Annotated in this window: 15 protein-coding genes; 12 read left to right on the plus strand and 3 right to left on the minus strand. The window is 67.5% G+C overall.

What is annotated here, in order from left to right:
* Nucleotide 1 precedes the first annotated feature (1 nt).
* Nucleotides 2–967 (minus strand): ABC transporter substrate-binding protein, encoded by a 966-nt coding sequence (locus EIP75_RS10125; RefSeq protein WP_158622801.1) that lies wholly within the window; start codon nucleotides 965–967, stop codon nucleotides 2–4.
* Nucleotides 968–1164: 197 nt separating this feature from the next.
* Between EIP75_RS10125 and EIP75_RS10130 the strand changes: the two genes are divergently transcribed.
* From EIP75_RS10130 to EIP75_RS10150, 5 genes are all read left to right on the plus strand, one after another.
* The gene (locus EIP75_RS10130) at nucleotides 1165–3078 is read left to right on the plus strand and encodes a thiamine pyrophosphate-binding protein (protein ID WP_233584794.1); all 1914 of its coding nucleotides are present in this window, start codon (nucleotides 1165–1167) and stop codon (nucleotides 3076–3078) included.
* Between the two features lie 11 nt (nucleotides 3079–3089).
* Nucleotides 3090–3902 carry a citrate synthase family protein gene (locus tag EIP75_RS10135; protein WP_125243156.1) on the plus strand — a complete coding sequence of 271 codons (813 nt, stop codon included), beginning with the start codon at nucleotides 3090–3092 and terminating at the stop codon, nucleotides 3900–3902.
* Entirely contained in the window at nucleotides 3899–4717 is an 819-nt protein-coding gene (locus EIP75_RS10140) for a citrate synthase family protein (RefSeq protein WP_125243157.1), read from the plus strand. Before EIP75_RS10135 ends, EIP75_RS10140 begins: the two co-directional genes overlap by 4 nt.
* A 112-nt stretch (nucleotides 4718–4829) precedes the next feature.
* Nucleotides 4830–5258, plus strand: a complete 429-nt coding sequence (locus EIP75_RS10145) for an OsmC family protein (protein WP_125243158.1) — start codon at nucleotides 4830–4832, stop codon at nucleotides 5256–5258.
* Nucleotides 5255–6145: a pirin family protein gene (locus tag EIP75_RS10150; RefSeq protein WP_125243159.1), complete on the plus strand. Its 891-nt coding sequence runs from the start codon at nucleotides 5255–5257 to the stop codon at nucleotides 6143–6145. The genes EIP75_RS10145 and EIP75_RS10150 overlap by 4 nt, the downstream gene beginning before the upstream one ends.
* Here EIP75_RS10150 and fabR read toward each other — a convergent pair whose 3' ends face one another.
* Nucleotides 6146–6871, minus strand: coding sequence for an HTH-type transcriptional repressor FabR (gene fabR, locus EIP75_RS10155; protein WP_199758550.1), 726 nt, complete (start codon nucleotides 6869–6871; stop codon nucleotides 6146–6148).
* A 65-nt stretch (nucleotides 6872–6936) separates the two neighbouring features.
* On the opposite strand from fabR, the gene EIP75_RS10160 reads away from it, so the two are divergent.
* The 7 genes from EIP75_RS10160 (at nucleotide 6937) to EIP75_RS10190 (ending at nucleotide 18424) form a co-directional block, all read left to right on the plus strand.
* Nucleotides 6937–8064 carry a ferredoxin reductase gene (locus EIP75_RS10160; protein ID WP_125243160.1) on the plus strand — a complete coding sequence of 376 codons (1128 nt, stop codon included), beginning with the start codon at nucleotides 6937–6939 and terminating at the stop codon, nucleotides 8062–8064.
* A gap of 16 nt (nucleotides 8065–8080) precedes the next feature.
* Entirely contained in the window at nucleotides 8081–9235 is a 1155-nt protein-coding gene (locus tag EIP75_RS10165; RefSeq protein WP_125243161.1) for a fatty acid desaturase family protein, read from the plus strand.
* A gap of 125 nt (nucleotides 9236–9360) precedes the next feature.
* Nucleotides 9361–9630, plus strand: coding sequence for a hypothetical protein (locus tag EIP75_RS10170; RefSeq protein ID WP_125243162.1), 270 nt, complete (start codon nucleotides 9361–9363; stop codon nucleotides 9628–9630).
* Between the two features lie 190 nt (nucleotides 9631–9820).
* On the plus strand, nucleotides 9821–11515 hold the full coding sequence (locus EIP75_RS10175) for a ShlB/FhaC/HecB family hemolysin secretion/activation protein (RefSeq protein WP_158622802.1): 1695 nt from the start codon (nucleotides 9821–9823) through the stop codon (nucleotides 11513–11515).
* Nucleotides 11516–11556: 41 nt separating this feature from the next.
* The gene (locus EIP75_RS10180) at nucleotides 11557–12096 is read left to right on the plus strand and encodes a hypothetical protein (RefSeq protein ID WP_125243164.1); all 540 of its coding nucleotides are present in this window, start codon (nucleotides 11557–11559) and stop codon (nucleotides 12094–12096) included.
* Between the two features lie 430 nt (nucleotides 12097–12526).
* Nucleotides 12527–15088 carry an ATP-binding protein gene (locus tag EIP75_RS10185; RefSeq protein WP_125243165.1) on the plus strand — a complete coding sequence of 854 codons (2562 nt, stop codon included), beginning with the start codon at nucleotides 12527–12529 and terminating at the stop codon, nucleotides 15086–15088.
* 84 nt (nucleotides 15089–15172) lie between these two features.
* Nucleotides 15173–18424 carry an adenylate/guanylate cyclase domain-containing protein gene (locus tag EIP75_RS10190; protein ID WP_125243166.1) on the plus strand — a complete coding sequence of 1084 codons (3252 nt, stop codon included), beginning with the start codon at nucleotides 15173–15175 and terminating at the stop codon, nucleotides 18422–18424.
* A gap of 18 nt (nucleotides 18425–18442) precedes the next feature.
* On the opposite strand, the gene EIP75_RS10195 is transcribed toward EIP75_RS10190, so the two are convergent.
* Nucleotides 18443–19675, minus strand: a complete 1233-nt coding sequence (locus EIP75_RS10195) for an NAD(P)/FAD-dependent oxidoreductase (protein ID WP_125243167.1) — start codon at nucleotides 19673–19675, stop codon at nucleotides 18443–18445.
* Nucleotides 19676–19678: the final 3 nt, after the last annotated feature.

Genomic DNA, 19678 nt, shown 5'->3' on the forward strand with positions numbered 1-19678 from the left:
CTCAAGGCTCCGGGAAGACCAGGTTGAAGCGTTGCGGAGACGCCGTGAGGTTGATGCCCAGGTGGCTGGCGGTGCGCGTGTTCACGGCCAACAGGACATCCTTGAGGGGGTGCAGCCCCCGGGAGGCATAGCTCCCCGAGCTGGCGTAGCCCAGGGCCGTGCCGGCCAGGGCCCGACCCAGTTCGGTGTTGTCGGGGTAGAGCGAGAACAGGGCGCCACGTTTGACGTGGGCCACGCTGCTGGAGAACAGGGGCAGGCTCTGGTTCCAGGCTTCGCGCAGCACCAGGGGCAGCACGGCCGATTCGTCCACGGTGATGGAATCTTGCGGCAGCCACAGGGCATCGCGCCGTGGATCTGCCGAGGACAGCAGATCCTGGTATTGGCGCACCGCGGCCTTGAGATCGTCGGCTTCCTGGGCGATCAGTTCCAGGCCTTGCGCCTTGGCGGCTTCGCGTGCCAGCTTGATCAGCCAGCCGTTCTGGCGCGGGTCGTAGACGACCAGCACGCGGCGGGCGTTTGGCACCAGGCTTTTGAGCCGCGCAAACAACAGGGCGGGGTCGGGCGCCAGGCTGTGCACCGCAATGCCCTGGGCTTCGGATTCGGGGACGGACAGAACGCCACCGGCGATCACGCCGATCGAGCGGTCCAGGCTGGAGGTCACGCGCATGCCATTGCGGCCCAGTGCAATCACGGCGCGGATGTCCCGCTTGCGCAACTCAGCGGCCAGTTCGGCGGTACTGGCGTTGGCGCTCACGGCGTAATTGAAGACACGGCCCTTGGCCTTGTCCTCGACACCATCAAGGATTGTTGTAAAGACGCTGCGGAAGGGCTCCCCGATATCAGGGTAAACCACCGCTATGGACCGCGCGGCGTCATCGGGCCCGGCCTGCACGGCCGGCCATTGAAACGTCCAGATTCCCAGCACCACCAGTCGCAGGGCCACCCAGAACGCTCTGCACGCTACCACCACGGACTCCTCCATCCTGCGCCCTTGCTTGCATATCCCCATAGCTTAGCGAGTCTTTGGGCTTCCCCCCGTATCCGGGGCCTCACACCCACGAGAAGGGGGATGACGCGCAAACAGTACGCAGGCATCATTTTGTTACATGGAAGGCCGCATGTTGTGTTGTTTGTTTGCGCGGCTGTGATAGGGCGTGAAGCATCGTGAACTCATTGGCAGCAGCAGTAGCACTGGGAGGTTTTTCTCCTCAGCCCAATCCCAACGCGGACACCGTGGAGGCGGCCACACTCATCGTGTCCTACCTGGAGGCCATCGGCGTCGAATATGTGTTCGGTGTGCCCGGCGGTGCGATCGAACCCCTGTACAACGCCCTGGCCGTGAGCATGCGCCGCGGCGGACCCCGCCCTGTGCTGGCGAGGCATGAGGCGGGCGCCGCCTTCATGGCCGATGGCTATGCCCGCGAAACCGGTCGCCTGGGGGTGTGCGTGGCCACCTCGGGCCCTGGCGCTACCAACCTGCTCACAGGCGTGGCCTGCGCCTACGACAACGGCGTGCCGCTTCTGGCCATCACGGGACAGCCCTCGCTGCCATTGTTCGGCAAGCGCGCACTGCAGGAATCTGCCTGCACCGGTGTCAACACGGTGGGCATGTTCCGCCACTGCACCCGCTACAGCACGCTGGTCTCGCATGCGGATCAGCTGGAAAACAAGCTTGTCAACGCACTGATGCGGGCATCGCAGTTGCCGCATGGGCCGGTGCACCTGTCCATCCCGGTCGATCTGCTGCGCACGCAGATCGAGCAGCGCTTGTCGCCCGAGGGGCTCAAGGGCCTGCTGGTCAAGCCGTCGATGATCGATGAGGACGCGGTGCGCAGCCTGTTCAAGCTGGTGCAGGACAGCCGCAAGACCGTGCTGATCATCGGTGGGGGTTGCGGGGAAGCGATCGACGCACTGATGCATTTCTGCGAGCTGACCGATTCCAGTTTCGTGACCACGCCCGATGCCAAGGGGCTGGTGCAACCGCACCATCCGCTGTACCGTGGCGTGTTCGGCTTTGCTGGCCACATGTCTGCGCATAAGGCGCTGCGCGATGGCGTGGACCTGGTGCTGGCCATCGGCACCAGCCTGGGCGAATGGACCAGCGGCGCGTGGAGCGACAGCGTGCTCAACCAGCGCCTGGTGCACATCGATGCGGCGGACGAGCACCTGCTGCGCTCTCCGATGGCGCGCCAGCATGTGCGCGGCCGCATCCGCACCGTGTTCGAGCGGTTGCTCGACATGATGCACATCGAGCAGGCCTCGCTGGGCCTGCCCTGGGCTGGCGCTGACGTGGGGCGCGTGCGCTTCGCGGCCAACGCGGCCGACAAGGTGCACCTGGCCGAGCCTGAGAAGGTGCATTCGAATGACACGCCCATCAAGCCGCAACGCTTGATGACGGAGCTGTCACGGCGTTTCCCGCCCACCACGCGCTTCGTGGCCGATGCCGGCAACAGCACGGCCTGGGCCATCCACTATCTGGAACTGCGCAACCGGCGCATGGGCCTGGTTCCTGTGGCCTCGGCGGCATCCGTCGATGGCGATACCGTGGGCGCGCAGGCCTTGCCGGCCGCCTTGGCCCCGCAGCCTCAGCGCCGCGGCGAGCGCCGTCAGGACCACGCCGGCTGGCTGCGTGTGCTGATGGATTTCGCGCCGATGGGTTGGGCCATCGGGGCGGCCGTGGGCATCGCACGCGGCAAACCCGATTGCCCGGTGGTGTGCATCACGGGTGATGGCAGTTATCTGATGAACGGCCAGGAGATCACCGTGGCCGCGCAAGAGGGCCTGAACGTCGTCTTCGTGATCCTCAATGACTCCGCGCTGGGCATGGTCAAGCACGGCCAGCGGCTGGCCGGTGCCGAGCAGGTGGCCTTCGAGCTGCCCCAGATCAACTATGCGGCCATGGCTGCGGCCATGGGCATTGCAGGCCACGTGATCGAATCGCCGGAGGATTTCGCGGCGCTGGACATGGACACCATCCTCAAGCGCCAGGGCCCCACGCTGCTGGACGTGCGCATCGACGGTGAGGAAGTGCCGCCAATGAGCCTGCGCATGCAGACGCTGGACAGCATCCAGGACTGAGGCGCACCACCATGAGCGTGTCACCTATCCACACCCGCATCTGGCAGGAAACGCCAGAGGCCGACAACCCTTTCGCCACGCGCACCGCGCGCTGCCATGGCTATGACGTGTACGGCGCGATGCTGGGTCGCGCGGGCTGGGCGGAGATGGTCTACCTGCTGTTCCGTGGGGAGGCGCCGCAGCCTTGGCAGGCGCGCGTGATGGACATGTTGGCCGTGGCCTTGGCCAATGCCGGGCCGCGTGATCCGGCCGTGCATGCGGCCATGGGGGGCGGCATCGGGGGCTCGACGGCGGCGTCCAGCCTGATGGCCGCGCTGGCCGTGGGTGCCGGGCAGGTCGGCGGCGCGCGCGAGGTGTTCCTGGCCGTGCGGGACTGGCGCGATTGTGGCTGTGATCTGCCCGCCTGGCGCGAGCGCATCGCCGCCAGGCCCGACAACGGCGACGATGTCTGGCCCACGCCCGAGCACACGCCGGGCTTCGATGTGCATGGCGTGTCCACGCCCTTGATCGTGCAGCAGGCACTCGATGCCCTGGCCCGTGACAGCCAGGGGCCGCGACTGGCCTGGCTGCAGTCCCACCGCCTGCTGCTGGAAGAGGCCGCTCGCTCGCCGCTGGCCATGACCGGCGTGGCTGCGGCGGCCCTGGCCGACCTTGGCTTCGAACCCGCGCAGGCGGAGATGCTGTTCCTCTTGCTGCGCCTGCCTGGTGCGGCCGCGCACGTGCTGGAACAGGAAGGCAACAGCTACAAGCGTTTTCCCTTCTACCCCCTTGATCTGGAAGACGACCCTGCGCGGCGTGGCCAGACCCTGGAGACCCTGCCATGAGCCATCCTCATCCCCTGCAGGCCCATGTGGGCGTGCTGCGCACGCGCGTCGGCGGCGCTTTTCCTGGTAGCCGAGCCGTGTTCCGGGGCCATGACCTGCACCAGGACCCGACCGTGCGCAACCTGACGTGGGTCGAGCTGTGCGCCTTCGGCATCACGGGCCGGCGCATCACGCGGGACCAGGCCCGGGTGATCGAGACCATGTGGGTGTGGACCAGCTACCCCGATGCGCGCATCTGGAACAACCGCGTGGCCGCTCTGGCGGGCACCACGCGCAGCACGCCCAACCTGGCCATCAGCGCGGCACAGGCCGTGTCCGAGGCCACCATCTACGGCCGCCGCAACGAGTACCGCGCGCTGGCCTTTTTCCGTTGGGCGCACCAGCGCATGCTGGCCGGCGCCACGGTGGAGCAGGCCATCGACGAGCATCTGCGCGCCGGCAAGCGCCTGGCTGGCTATGGCCGCCCGCTGGCTTCGGACGATGAGCGCATCGCACCCACCATGGCCCTGGCCCGCGAGCTGGGCCTGGCCGATGGCCCGCACGTGCGCCTGTGCTTCGAGGTGGACCGGGCGCTGCAGGCCCAGGGCAAGCCATTGCGCATGAACTTCGGGGCGCTGACCTCGGCTTTCGGCGCCGACTTCGGCTTCACCCCGCGCGAGTACGGGATGATGCATTTCCCGGCGTTCGTGGGGGGCATGCAGCCTTGTTATCTGGAGGCACTGGACAAGCCGCCTGGCGCCGTTTTCCCGACCCCGTGCGATGGGGTGGTCTACGACGGCGAACCCGCGCGAGACTGGCCTGGCGCGGTACGCTGACAGCAGCGCGCCCTTGTCCCGATATCTCAATTCCTCTGCCTGAAGGCAGAGGCGTGCCGGCCTGATTTGGGCGATGATGCTCGCATCGTTGTCCCCACTTTGAGAGGCCTGCATGCACATCTCCGTGCGCAAAGACCCTGGCGCCCTGATGCGCCACATCATCCATGTGCGTGATCACCTTGTGCCCACCGACATGGACGTGGCAGCGGGCGGTGAAAGCAGTGGCCCGGATCCTCATGATCTGTACGACTCGTCACTGGGTGCCTGCAAAGCGCTGACGGTGATCTGGTATGCGCGCCGCAAGGGCCTGCCGCTGCAGGACCTCGAGGTGACTGTATCGCGCGATGCCAGCCAGGAACGTCAGGGCATCTACCGCCTGTCGACCACCCTGCGCCTGGGCGGTGAACTGACGGATGCGCAGCGCCAGGAGCTGCTCAACGTGGCCTCCAAATGCCCGGTGCACAAGCTGATGACCGCGGTGACCACCGAGATCAGCACCGTGCTCGACGACAACCCGCCCGGCACCGAGGTGGCCCCATGAGCGATCCCGACACCCTGCTGCTGTCCGGCCATGAGTCCGACCTGGGCGGTGGCTTCATCGTGCACCGCCTGCTGCCCTCGGGCAAGCGCCAGCGTGTCGGCCCCTTCATCTTCTTCGACCACTTCGGGCCCGTGACGCACCTCCCGGAGGCCAACACCGATGTGCGTCCGCACCCGCACATCGGCCTGGCCACGGTGACCTACCTGTTCGAGGGCGCGATGATGCACCGTGACAGCCTGGGTTCGGTGCAGCGCATCGAGCCGGGGGCCATCAACTGGATGAATGCGGGCCACGGCATCGTGCACTCCGAGCGCACGCCCGATGACCTGCGCAGCGCACCGCGTACCTCGCACGGCCTGCAGTTGTGGGTGGCCGTACCCGCCGCACTGGAAGAGTCAGAACCCAGCTTCGCGCACACCGGTGCCGAACAGATTCCCGAGGTACCGCTGGACGGGGCCCATGTGCGTGTGCTGGTGGGCAGTGCCTGGGGCGCGACCTCGCCGGTGAAGCCGGCCTCCGACACGCTCTACCTGGACATCCGCCTGGAGCCCGGCCGCACGCTGGACCTGCCGGCGCTGGCGCCCGAGATGGCGGTCTATGGCGTGGACCGCCCGCTCACGGTGAATGGCGAGCCGCTGGCCCCGCACACCATGGCCGTGATCGATGGCGCCGCGCAGGTGCGCAACGACACCGATGGCGAACTGCGCTTCGTGGTGATCGGCGGCGAGCCGCTCGAGGGCGAGCGCTTCATCTGGTGGAACTTCGTGTCCAGCCGCAAGGAGCGTGTTGTGCAGGCCGCGCAGGATTGGGACGCCCGGCGCTTTGCCGACGTGCCCGGCGAGACCGAGCGCATCGACCTGCCGGTGCGGCGCCCGCACTGGTTCTGATCAGAGCCGAACCGTGTCGCTGGCCGCCAGCGACTGCGTGCCCATCACGATCATGCGCACCATCAGGGCCAACTGCTGAGTCAGCTCGTCGTGCTTGTCGGGCGGCAGGTCCATGGCCGTGGCGCCCATGGCGAACACCAGCCGTGTGATGGCCTTGGCCGTGAGGGCCGGCTCGTACAGGCCGGTGCCATTGGCCTTGGCCAGGCGGATCAGGTCCACGCAGAGCTCTTCTTCGAAGAAATGCAGCTCGCGCTCGACGGCGGCCTTGAAGGCGGGCGATCCCACCGTGCCTTCGCGCAGCAGGATGTGCAGCATCTTGTCGTCTGCCCGCAGCTGTTCCATGAAGGCCTCGATCGATCCCCGCACCACGCTGCGGTCGCCTGTGGCTCGATGGCGCGCCTCGCCGATGATGCGCCGCAGCGAGCGGCCGGCCAGGTCGATCAGGGCGACAGCCAGCTCGTCCATGTCGCGGAACTGGCGGTAGAAGCTGTTGGGCGCGATGCCTGCTTCACGGGCGACTTCGCGCAGGCTCAGGGTGGAGACGCTGCGGTGCGGGCCAACCAGCTTGAGGGCCGCCTGGATGATGTCGTCACGCGAGATCACGGCCTTGCGGCCCGGTGTGCCATGCGTGGCCACCGGCAGGGCCGGGACAGGCGGGCTGGAATCGGTGATCGTGGTGCTCATGGACGGTGTGGGGCGGATCGGCGACGCGTCAAGGATGTCCATGATAGCGAAAACCATTAAAGTACAAGTGTATAGACATATGTATTTTGATCGCTATACTGTGCATCATGACGACCGCATCCTTCTCTGCGCCGCGCTCAGGCCTGGCCCGCCGGCTGTTGCAACCCCTGGTCAGCCCCGAGGTGTTCGACTTCTGGGCGGCGCTGGTGCGTCCCGGCACGTCTTGGAACCGTCCGCTGGGCCGCATCGTGGCGCGGCACGAGGCGGCACGCGATGCCGTCACCCTGCTGATCCAGCCCAATCGCCACTGGCGTGGTTTCCAGCCCGGTCAGCACCTGAATGTGGGTGCGCAGGTCGGTGGCCGGTGGGTGCAGCGCAGCTACAGCCTCAGCGGCATCCCGCGCCGAGATGGCCGCATTGCCATCACCGTGCGCCGTGTCGAGGGCGGCGTGCTCAGCGAGCACCTGACCGGCCGTGCCCGCGTGGGCGAGGTGCTGAGCCTGGGCCCTGCCTTTGGCGACATGATCTGGCCGGGGGCTTCTTCGGACGCACCGGCCGCCCAGGAGAGCGCCTGGCTGTTCCTGGCCGCCGGCAGCGGTATCACCCCCTTGATGAGCCTGACGCGCGCCTGGGCCGCGGCCGGCACCCCGGCGGACCTGACCCTGGTGTACTGGGCCCGCACCCGCGAAGAGTTGTGCTTTGCCGAGGAACTACGTGCACTGGCCTTGCGGGAAGCCCGGTTCCGCGTGCACTTCGTAATGACGCGCCAGGATGGCCTGCGCGACACCGAGCTGCAGGGCCGCCTCAACGAAGCCCGGCTGGAGTCGATCGTGCCCGACCTGCCCCGGCGCCAGATCTATGCCTGTGGTCCGGCTGGTTTTGTCGACACCGCGCGGCGCGTGGCCGCCCCCCGTGCGCGGTCGTTCCATGCCGAGGCCTTCACACCGCCGCTGCTGGCCGCCGTGGAGCCCCAGGCGGGCACCGTGGCCGTGCACCTGAGTGCCTCGAACCGCACCTTGCAACTGCCTGTCGCCCAGTCCCTGCTTACCGCCCTGGAAGAGCAGGGCGTCCGGCCCGCCTCCGGTTGCCGCATGGGCATCTGCCGTACCTGCGTCTGCCCCAAGACGGAGGGCACCACCCAGAACCTGGGCACGGGCGAGCTCCACCACGGCCACGACAGCGCCCTGCGCCTGTGCGTCAGCCGCGCCTGTTCCGACCTCACGCTGAACCTCTGATCATCCGCACCACGCCATGACCACCGCCACGCTCAGCCAGCCTCTCAGCAAGCCGCTGTCGCCCACCGAACTGCAGTCCTTTGGTGACGAGATCGATGCCTTGCGCGCCCGCACCGTCGCCGACATCGGTGACCGTGATGCGCGCTACATCCGCCGCGTCGTCAAGGGCGTTCGCTACATGGAGGCAGCTGGCCGCGCCCTGCTGTTCATCGGCATCTTCCCGCCGGCCTGGATCCTGGGCACGCTGCTGCTGGGACTGGCCAAGATCCTGGAAAACATGGAGCTGGCCCATAACGTGATGCACGGCCAGTACGACTGGATGAACGATCCCACGCTCGATGGCAAGACCTACGAGTGGGACATCGTCGGTACCAGCGACAACTGGCGCAAGACGCACAACTTCAAGCACCACACCTACACCAACGTGCGCGGCATGGACGACGACATCGGCTACGGCCTGCTGCGCATCTTTCCCGAGCAGCGCTGGCGGCCGTTCTTCCTGGCACAGCCCTTCATCGCGGTGATCTTTGCCTTGCTGTTCGAGTGGGGCGTGGCCATCCAGGACCTGCGCCTGGGCCGCTGGTTCGCCGGCAAGATGAAGCCGGGCGAACTGGGTGCGGCCTTCAAGCCGGTGGGCAAGAAGATGCGCCGCCAGGTCATCAAGGACTACGTGATCTTCCCGCTGCTGGCCGGGCCCTTCTTCCTGCCGGTGCTGCTGGGCAACATCGTGGCCAACCTGATGCGCAATGTGTGGACCTTCTCGATCATCTTCTGCGGCCACTTCACCGCCGATGCCGAGACCTTTCCCAAGAGCGTGCTCAAGAACGAATCGCGGGCCCACTGGTACCTGCGCCAGGTGCGGGGTTCGTCCAACCTGCGCGGCGGGCGCCTGCTCAACCTGATGTCGGGCAACCTGAGCCACCAGATCGAACACCACCTGTTTCCTGATCTGCCGGCCAACCGCTACGCCGAACTGGCGCCTGAAGTGCAGGCCATCTGTGCGCGCTACGGCGTGCACTACAACACCGGCTCGTTCTGGCAGCAGTATGGGCAAGTGCTGTGGCGCATCCTGCGCCATGCCTTCCCCAGCAAGCCTGCCCCCGACGCGCCGCTGGTGCAGCCCCCGCAGCTCGACGACGACGAGGCACTGTCCCTGTCCCGCCAGGGATGATGGAAGGCGCCGCCGCGTCGCCCCAATGCCCTGAGGGTGACAGGGCGGTACGGTGCCTTCAGCGGGCATGCGGCGCACAATGATCTGCCTGCCTCTCGATGCCATGAGAGGCCAAGGAGCGAATCATGGACATCAAGCTTCAACGCCTGGAGACCATCCCCGCCACCGATGAGGCGGGCAAGGCCTACACCGTGCACGCCTTCGAACGACTGGCGCACGTGCCCGTGCTGCTGGACAGCCGCACCCAGTGGGAGCCCACCGGCCAGGTCGAGTACCGCCTGGCCAGCGGCGAGCGCCTGGACGTCGACACCGATGGCGACTGGCTGCTGCCAGGCAGCGAGTTGCGTCTGCATCGCCAGAACGGCCTGCCCGCGCGCAGTGCCCAGGCCACCTGAGCCTGCAGCGCCAGGCTGCCCCGGTGGCGTGAGGCCGGCAAGCAACGGCTTGCGAATTAGGGGGGTTATTTCGTGCCCCCGGTGGGGTTGATCGTGCGAGGATCAAGGTCCCGCTGACCATGAGGGGCGCCATGCCTTGGCGATCCCCGGAAGGTCTGTTGTCTCGATGAACCTGCCACAAAGGACCACCGTGTCAGCCCCCTCGCGATCCCCTTCGTCTGCTCTTTCGCCGTCCCTGCGCCGCGTGCCCGGCCTGGCCTTCGTGGCCGTGGTATTGGCTTTGCCAGGTGTGACCGCGCAGGCCCAGGGAGCGAGCGCGCCAACTGCCAGCGAGTCAACTGCACCCGCCTTGCCCAGAGAACTTGGCAAGCCCGAGGACGATCTGAGCCTGGACGTCACCACCTACGAGGTCGATGGCCTGGCGGAGGCTTCCCGCGAGACCTTGGCCGCCCTGACCGCGCCATACACGGGCAAGGGGCGTACTTATGAGGATCTGGTCAATGCCACGACGGCCGTCACGCGCTACATGCAGAGTGAGCTGGGCTACTACGTCGGCTTCGCCTACCTGCCCGAGCAATCGCCCCAGGGGGGCGTGATCCGCCTGCAGGCGCTCGAGGGGCGCCTGGCCCGGGTCGATGTGCGCTGGCCCGAAGGGCCCTTGCCCGTGCAGCGAAGCGTGGTCGAGCGCTATCTGGCGACGCTGCAGCCGGGGGCCATCCTGCGCGTGAACGAGGTCGAGCGGGTGGCCCTGCTGGTCAATGACCTGCAGGGCATCAGCGCACGCTTCGAGATCGAGGCGGGCGCCGAGCCTGGCACGGCTGTGCTGGTGGTCACCCCGCGCGCCGAGCAACGAGTGCGCGGCCGTGTCGACCTGGACACCCTGGGCTCCCGGTACACGGGCCTGGTTCGCCTGAGCGGGCAGCTCACCGTGGCCAGCCCGCTGGGCTGGGGCGATGCACTGTCGGTCAATCTGCTGGCCTCGCACAATGGTGGTGTGGTGCAAGGGGGCATTGCCTATGCCGCGCCTGTCGGCACCCAGGGCCTCAAGCTTGGCGCCGCACTCTCCAAGATCGAGTACCAGATCGACAAGGACGCCTACCCGACCGACCTGGACGGCCATGCCGTTGCCGGGAGCGTCTATGCGCTTTACCCTTTCGTTCGGTCGCGCAACGTCAATGTGTTCGGCCTGGGCAGCCTGGAGCACAAGCGCTTCACGGATGATCAATCCGGCGTGAGCTACAGCCGCAAGCACAGCGACGATCTGCAGATCGGTGTGATCGGCGATTTCCGTGACAGCCTGGGCGGCGGCGCCATCAACACCTTCGAATCTCATTGGCTGCATGGCCGCATCAGTTTCGACACGGACAGCCTGCCTGCCGGCTACAAGCGCAACTACGACAAGCTCACGCTGGGCTATTCGCGACTGCAGAACGTGGTGAGCAACCGCCTGCAGTTCTATGCCCGCTACAAGGGGCAGATCTCGGGCACCAACCTTGACATCACTGAGCGTTTCGCCGTGGGCGGTCCGCTGAGCGTGCGTGCCTTCGCGCCGGGTGTGGCCAGCGCCGACACCGGCCACGTGGTGACGGCCGAGCTTCGCCTGCTGCCGCCGGAAACCTGGTTCGGACGCTTCTCTCGCGAGTTCGTCTTCAGTGCCTTCTACGATTGGGGGCAGGCCAAGTTCTCACATGATCCGGACCTGCGCCCCGTGGGCCTGGAGAACACCGCCACTCTTAGCGCCTACGGCCTGGGCGTGGTCTGGGAGCGGCCCAGCGACATCAGCCTGCGCATGCACCTGGCCTGGCGGGGCGCCGGTGACCAGTGGGTCGACAGCCGCGAGCGCCAGCAGCCCCGTGTCAACGCCGTGCTGAGCAAGAGTTTCTGAGCCTGGCCACGCACGGCCGCTCAACAGTTCTGGAGACGATCATGAGTTCACATTCTTCTTCTCGCGTGGTGGTCCTGGCCCGTTGCTTGGCCCTTTCTCTGGCCTGTGTTGCCCCGATGGCGGTGAACGCCCAAGCGAGTGGCCCGACCACTGGTCCCATCGACATCCCGCCTTCCGAGGAGAAGCCGGCAGCGCCTGGCGCGCAGTACACGCCAGCGGCCGAAGCGGCCCGTGCGGCAGCAGCGTCCTCGCTGAGCTCGCCGGCCAATGCGGTGGACACCTCGCGTGGCCGCGCAACCTTGGGTCCGCGCCCCGGCCTGGTCACCGTGGTGGGCGCCGACCGCAAGGCAGGTGACAGCACGCGCGCACTGAAGGCGCCGACGGCCTGCACCCCGAAAACCAACAGCCTGGATTGCGTCAGCGAGGCAGGGCAGGCCGGACAGGGGGCCAATGTGTCATCGCGCGTGCGCAACAGCGTGATCGGTGAAGTGGGCGCTGGCCGTGCGGCCACGGAGGGGGCGGGCGGCGCCAAGCGGGAGGGGCCATGCGTGCCCCAGGCAGGCAAGCTGACCTGCAATTGAGCCGGAAGAAAAAGAAAAACGGCCGATCCACTGGATCGGCCGTTTTTGCCAACACAACCCCCCTGGGATATCTCGGGAGCCTCTGTCGAGACTCCCGATCCCGTCCTCTGGATGTTTCGTTGATGTGTCCGTTAGGACTGATGACAGCGTTTTTGTAGGCTACGACGGAAATCACACTCCGCTGACTTCTGTGTCTCGCTGATCAACCGGCGGCCGGTATCACTTGCTAAACTTACAGTCGTTTACGATTTGCGTGTCGTTGCTTGCTTTACTTAGAATGAAGTGATTCTCCGGCACGGGGGCTGACACAGTCTTTAAGGACTGCTGAAAGTTCCTTAAATACCCTGAATAAGAACAATGCACATCTCTTTCGGCGATGATGCATGCGAGTGACCCAGGGGGTCGGCATCCTGGATGAGAAGAGGGTTCTTTGTCTCGTAGCTACCGCTTTGACCGATTTGAACTCCGTCCTGCCGAACGCCTTCTGTACGTTCAGGGAGAACCCGCCCCTTTGGGTTCCCGGGCGATTGACCTGCTGCTGGCGCTGGTGGAGCGCCACGGCTGCCTGGTCACCAAGCACGAGTTGATGGACTTGGTCTGGCCGGGCGTGGTGGTGGAAGAGAACAACCTGCAGGTGCAGGTATCCACCTTGCGCAAGGTGCTGGGCGCGCGCTCCATCGTGACCGTGCCTGGGCGCGGATACCGATTCGTCGAGCCCGTGATCGTGGACACGGGGCTGCCTACCTCGGCGCCCCCAACGGCCCGCACGGTCGATTCCGTCGAGGCGCTCTGGGCCGCTGCCACATCCGATTCGCCCTTGTCGGTGTTGCCGGCCATGCCATCGCGCATCCTGGGGCGAGACCGGGATCTGGCGGCGCTTGAAGACCTGGCCGACCGACCCGTCGTGAGCATTGTCGGCCCCGGCGGCATCGGCAAGACGGCGCTGGCCCTGGCCGCCGCCCACGCGGGGCAACGGCGCCACCGCGACGGTGCTGTCTGGGTCGAACTGGCCGCGATCAGCGACCCGGCCCTGGTGGTCACGGTGGTGGCGCAGGCCTTGGGCCTGCCGGCCAACGCGGACGCGCCCCTGGCCTCGTTGGTGGTGGGGCTCAAACCCCTCAACGTGCTGCTGGTGCTCGACAACGCAGAGCACCTGCTGGAATCCGTGGGCGCCTTGGTCAAGGCCCTCATTGAGGCCGCACCGGAGGTGCACGTGCTGGTCACGAGCCAGTTGGCGTTGAAGGTGCCGGCTGAGCAGGTGTTCCGCCTGAACGCGCTGTCCGTCCCCGAGCATGGTGCGTCCACCGAAGAGGCGATGTCGCATGGCGCCGTGGCCCTGTTCGTGGACCAGGCCCAGGCGGCTGATCGCCGGTTTCTGCTCAGCGACTCCAATGTGGCGATGGTGATCGCCCTGTGCCATCGGCTCGATGGCGTGGCCCTGGCCATCAAGCTGGCCGCGGCGCGCATGCCCCTGCTGGGCCTGCAGGGCATCTGGATGCGGCTGGATGAGCGCTTTCGCCTGCTGGCCAGCCGCAATGCGCAGACCCTGCTGCCTGCCCGCCACCAAACGCTGCTGGCTGCCCTCGAATGGAGCCACGAACTGCTGGGCGAGCCTGAGCAGACTGTGTTCCGCCGACTGAGTGTCTTCTCCGGTGGCTTCTCGCTGGCCCTGGCCAGCGCGGTGACCAGCGACGAGCAATTGGACGAATGGGCGGTCATCGACCTGCTGGGCGAGCTGGTGGACCGCTCCCTGGTGTCCGTCGACGCCACGCTCGAGGGGGCGGATGCGCCGCGCTATCGGTTGCTGGAAAGTACCCTCGCTTTTGCCGAGCTCAAGCTGGCAGGCTCCAGCGAGCGCGAGTTCCTGGAGCGTCAGCATGCCCATGCGGTGGCTGAGCTGATGGAGCGCTCCTACGACGATTACTGGGCCATGCCCGATGCGGTCTGGCTCAACACCTATGGCCCCGAGATCGACAACGTGCGCAAGGCGCTGGAGTGGGCCCGCGCCCATGACCCGGCCCTGGCCGTGGCGCTGGTGGGATCGGCCAGCGCGCTCTTCCTTCTGCTGGGCCTGGCCCCCGAGTGCCGTCAGCACGGGCTGGCCTTCCAGGCGCAGGCCGAATCGATGCAGGCCAGCGCGGCATCGGTCCGCTACTGGGTCGAGCGCAGCCGGCTGCACTGGGGCATTTCCAACGGTCTGATGTACGAGTTTGCCTTGCGGGCGGCTCGGCAATGCCGCGAGATCGGCGACCAGCGCGGCCTGTACATGGCGCTGCGTTGCCAAGCCGGCAGCGGGGTGGTGTCCCAGGAGGATGCGCTGGGGCTGCTCGACGAAATGGCGCGCCTGGAGCACCCCGGCTGGCCGGTGCGCCTCAAGCTGCAGCGGCTGCTGGCCGAGGTGGGCGTGCTCAAGGCAGGCGACTTCATGGTCGAGGCGCGTCTGGTGTGCGAAACGCTGCTGATCCGGGCCCAGGCAGCGGGGCTAGACGCTGTGGTCTCTGCCACCCTGAGCGATCTGGCCACGGTCAGCCTGGCCTTGGGCGAGACCGAGGCGGCCATCCGTGCCTGCCGCAAGTTGCTCTCGCGCGGGCGCCTGCGGCGTGACAACTTCGTGCTGCACGCTCTGGCCATCGTGGCCAGCGCCTCTTTGATCCAGGGCGATGCCCATCAGGCGCGGGGGTCGCTGACCGATTTCGTGGCCGCATCGCGCAGCCGCGACTGGGAGTGGCTGGGCCTGTACTCCGGCTTGCTGGCGCTGCTGGCGGCCGTCGAGGGGCGCCACGAGGCCGCCGCCCGTGTGCTGGGCCATGCCGACCAGGCCTACCGCCAGCTGGGTTCGCGCGATGCGCAGGCGCTCAAGGCCCGCGCCCAGGCCAAGGCGCTGATCCAGCGGGCGCTGGATGCCTCGGCCATCGAGCGGCTCAGCGCCGAGGGGGCCGGCATGGACCCCGAAACGCTGTGCGCCTGGGCCCTGGCCCGGGAAGACGCCTGAGGGACGGAATTTCCCCGCACGCGTACACTGCAACCATGCCGTGTCCCGGGCCATCGCCGGGACAGGCCCACAGGTCGGATACACATGCAGCCGCTTTCTCCGTGGCTCCAGAGCGTCGGGCTCGCGCACCTTGAGCCCGTGCTGGTGGCCAATGACATCGCCGAAGACGTGCTGACCAGCCTGACAGAGCAGGATCTGGAGAAGCTCGGGCTGTCCATGGGGGAGCGCAAGCGCCTGCTCAAGGCCATCGCGGCACTGGTTCAGGCCGAGCCACCTGTCCCCGCGCCCGTGCGCCCCAATGTGGGCGAGTTGCGCCAGCTCACCATCATGTTCTGTGACCTGGTCAACTCCACGGCCTTGTGTGAGCGCCTGTCGCCCGAGCAATGGCGTGAGGTGGTGCTGGCCTACCAGCAGGCCTCTGCGGCCGTGATCGAGCGCTATGGTGGCGCCATCGCCCAGTACCTGGGAGACGGCCTGCTGGTGTATTTTGGCCACCCTCAGGCCCACGAGGATGCGCCTGAGCGCGCCGTGCGCACCGGCGTGGCCCTGGTCGACTGCATCCGCCAGCTGCACCTGGAGCCTGTGCAGGCCCAGGGCATGCATCTGTCTGTGCGCATCGGCATCCACACCGGGCAGGTGGTGATCGGGGACATTGGCGCGGGGGCGCGCCGCGAGCTGCTGGCCCTGGGGGACACCCCCAACCTGGCTGCGCGCCTGCAGGGGCTGGCCCTGCCTGATACGGTGGTGATCAGCGATGGCACGCGCCTGCTGGCCGGTGGCAGCTTTGCCTACACCGACCTGGGGCGCCATGAGCTCAAGGGCGTGCGCGAGCCCCGCCAGGTCTGGCGGGTACAGGCCGTGCTGCAGACGGCCAGCCGTTTCGAGGCCGCCACCAGCGCGGGCCTGACGCCGCTGGTGGGCCGCTCCAGTGAGCTGGCCTTGCTGACGGAACGTTGGCAACTGGCCTGCCAGGGGCGCGGCCAGGCCGTGCTCTTGTCGGGCGAGGCCGGCATCGGCAAGTCGCGCATGCTCAAGGAGTTGTGCGACCGCCTGGGCAACGCGGGCCTGAACGCGATCCGCGTGCAGTGCTCGCCCCACCATGTGCACAGCGCCTTCCACCCCACCATCGACAGCATCGAGCGTGTGTTGCGCCTGACACGCGAACAACCCGTGGGCGTCAAGCTCGACCGGCTCGATGCCTTGGCGATGGGCGAGTACGGGCTGCCGCGATCACAGGTGGCGGTGCTGGCGTCCATGCTGTCCATGCCCAGCGAAGAGCGATATGGGCCCATCGTCGACAGCGCCCATGAGCGCGAGCGCGAAACCATTGCCGCGCTGGTGGACCTGGCGCGTGCGCAGGCGCGCAGCAGCCCCACGCTGATGGTGTACGAGGATGCGCACTGGGCCGACCCGGCCTCGGTCAGCATGCTGCACGAGTTGATCGACCGCATCACCGATGTGCCCTTCCTGCTGGTGATTGCGCACCGCCCCGAGTTTGACCTGCCGATGGCACTGAAGGCGCGCGGCCATGTGACCTCGCTCAGGGTTCCGTCGCTGCGGCGTGATGAGGTTGCTTCGCTGGTGATGCGGCTGGCCGGCGATAACCCCCTGCCCGAAGACCTGGCCCAGCACATTGTCAGCAAGACCGACGGGGTGCCGCTGTTCGTCGAGGAACTCACGCGCTGGATCCTTGAAAGCCCGGTGAGCGAGGACGGCCGCCGCAAGGAGGTGCCGACCACGCTGCGCGACTCCCTGATGGCGCGTCTGGACCGGCACGTGCAGGCCAAGGAGATTGCCCAGATCGGTGCCGTGGTCGGGCGCGAGTTCAGCCGCGACATGGTGGAGGCGCTGGCCGACATGCCGCCGAGCACCTTGAACGAGGCCCTGCTGGCGCTGACCCAGGCCGGCCTGGCGTCGGAGCAGGTCGGACACCAGGGCACGCTGTACACCTTCAAGCACGCCCTGGTGCAGGATGCGGCCTACGATTCGCTGCTCACCCCGCGACGCGAAGCCCTGCATGGCGCCATCGTGACGGTGATGCAGGAGCGCTTCCCGGCCGTGGCCCAGGCCGAGCCGGAGCTGCTGGCCCGGCATGCCAGCGCGGCGCGCCAGCCCCGCGTGGCGATCCCTTACTGGCGACGCGCCAGCGAACTCGCGGTTCAGCGCCTGGCCCTGCAGGAAGCCGCCGCGCACCTGGATGCGGGCCTCAAGGCCTGCGCGTCGCTGCCCGCCTCGGCCGAGCGCAACCAGATCGAGCTGCAGTTGCAGGCCTCGCTGGGCACGGCCCACATGCTGGGGCGCGGCTGGGCCGCGGAAGAGGTTTCCCATGCCTTTGCGCGGGCCAACGAACTGGCCAGCGCCGCCGACCAGGTCGAAGAGGCCATCTGGCCCCTGTGGGGCGTGTGCATCTACCACCTGGTGCATGGCGACATCGACAGGGCGGTGTCCATCGGGCAGCGCATGATGACGGTGGCGCGCCAGTCCAGCAGCCGCAATGCCTGGCTGGTGGCCAACATGATCCATGTGCAGTTGTGCATGTACAGCGGGCAGTTCGATCAGGTGCAGGCCCATGTGGAGCAGGTCGAGCACCGCTACTGCGATCCGCAGGACCGGGCCCTGATCGCGCTGTACTCCACCGACCTCAAGCTGGTCTCGATGGTGCATGGTTCGCAGACCCGCTGGTTCATGGGTCTGGAAGAAGAGGCCGACGCGCTGTGCGTCGAGCAGGAACGTTTCGCGGCCACCCTCAACCACCCTTATTCGATGGCCTGGACGCTGACCTGGGGCGCCATGTCCTATCTGCACCGAGGCCGGGCCGACGAGTTGCTGGAGCGGGTGGAAGAAGGCCTGCGCCTGGCCGAAAAGCATGGCTTCGCCTATGTGGCGGGCATGGCCATGATGGGCAAGGGCTGGGCCTTGGCGCACAAGGGGCGGCATGACGAAGGCATTGCACTGATGAAGCATGGCCTGACGGCCTTCCGGGCCACGGGTGCGGGCATTGCGGTGCCTTTCTTCCTGGTATTGCTGGGTGAGGCCTTGGGGCGAGCCGGGCAGCGGGCCGAAGGCCTGGCACGCCTTGATGAGGCCGAGCAGTTGGTGGCCGCCGGAGGCGAGCGCTGGCACGAGGCCGAGCTGCACCGGATCCGGGGCAGGCTGCTGGCCACCGGCCCTCAACCTGACCTGCTCGCCGCGGAAGCGAGCATCCGGCACGCCCTGGCACTGGCGTCGGGGCAGCAGGCCCATGCCTGGCGTCGCCGCGCGTTGCAGGATCTGCGTGCGTTGCTGCAATCGCAGCAACGCCACGACGAGGCGCAGGCGCTCCTCGTGGCGGTGTGATCGGCGAAAGAGCTGCCTTCAGGCGCGGGCCTGGGCATCTTCCATGATCTTTTGCATGTTCTCGGGGCTGAAGAAATCGGCCGGCGACACGGTCTGACCGAACAGGCCGAAGTAGCGGTCGATCTGCACCTGGTTGCCCGCCAGGGCGCCCAGCAAGGCCACCAGTTCCGGCGGCGGAGGCAACAGCTCGGCCATCTGCTGGGCGAACAGATGCCAGGGCACGGCGGTGTTGTCACGCTGCGTGGCGTAGTCGGCCAGCGCCTGGTCCAGCGGGGCTTCGTCCTCGAAGGCCCTGTGCAGCGCCTGAGACAGGTGCTCGGCATCGCGCAGGGCATTGGTGATGCCCGCGGCGGTGATGGGGTCGAAAGTGATGCCGGCATCGCCCACCAAGGCCCAGCCGGGTCCGGAGGCCTTGCGGGCGCCGGTGGAGATGGACACGCGCAGCCAGTCGGTCTCCCGGCGGCCGGCTTTCAGACGTGCAGCCAGGTCAGGGGCCATGGACGCCAGCTCGTCCAGGATCAGAGGCTCGAGCCCTTCGCGCTCGGTGCGCTCTTCGCGGCCGGGCAAAATGACGCCGCTCATGACCAGGCCATCATTGGTCTGCCAGGCATAGCCCATGCGTTCGGGGCGGGAGTAGAACTCCACGCCGTCCATCGGCACACCGCTGAAGTAGGCGAACACGTTGACCGAGCATTGCTCGCGCGTGAACTCGTGCGCGCTGGGGCTGTCCACGGCGCGCGCCACGCGCGAGCCGCGGCCATCGGCGCCGATCACGCAGCGGGCGTGCACGGTGAGCGGTGTGCCGTCGGCCTGCCTGCACTGGATGCCGGTCACCACACCGGCCGCGTCGCGGATCACGTCCTGGAAGGAGGTGTTGTCGAGCAATTGGGCGCCGGCCTGGGCGGCGGCATCGCGCAGCACCTGGTCGAGCACGATGCGGCGCGGCGCGATGGCGGCGTGGGCCTGCGTGTGCGGCGGGTTGCCGCTGAGCACCAGTTCACCGAGGTCGAGGCTGAAGCGGGTCAGCAGGGGCGTGCCGGCGCGCTGCAGCGGATCGAGCAATTCCCAGGACTGCAGCAGATCAACCCCGGCATGCCATACCAGGTGGGTGGACAGCTTCATGTCGCTGGGGAAGGTGTCCTGGTCCACGACCAGGACGCGATGGCCCTGGCGCGCCAGCAGCATCGCTGTCGCCGCCCCGGCGCATCGTCCACCCACCACCACCGCATCGACCGAAACTGCATCGACCATACA

Source organism: Aquabacterium soli, from assembly GCF_003933735.1.
Taxonomy (GTDB): domain Bacteria; phylum Pseudomonadota; class Gammaproteobacteria; order Burkholderiales; family Burkholderiaceae_C; genus Aquabacterium; species Aquabacterium soli.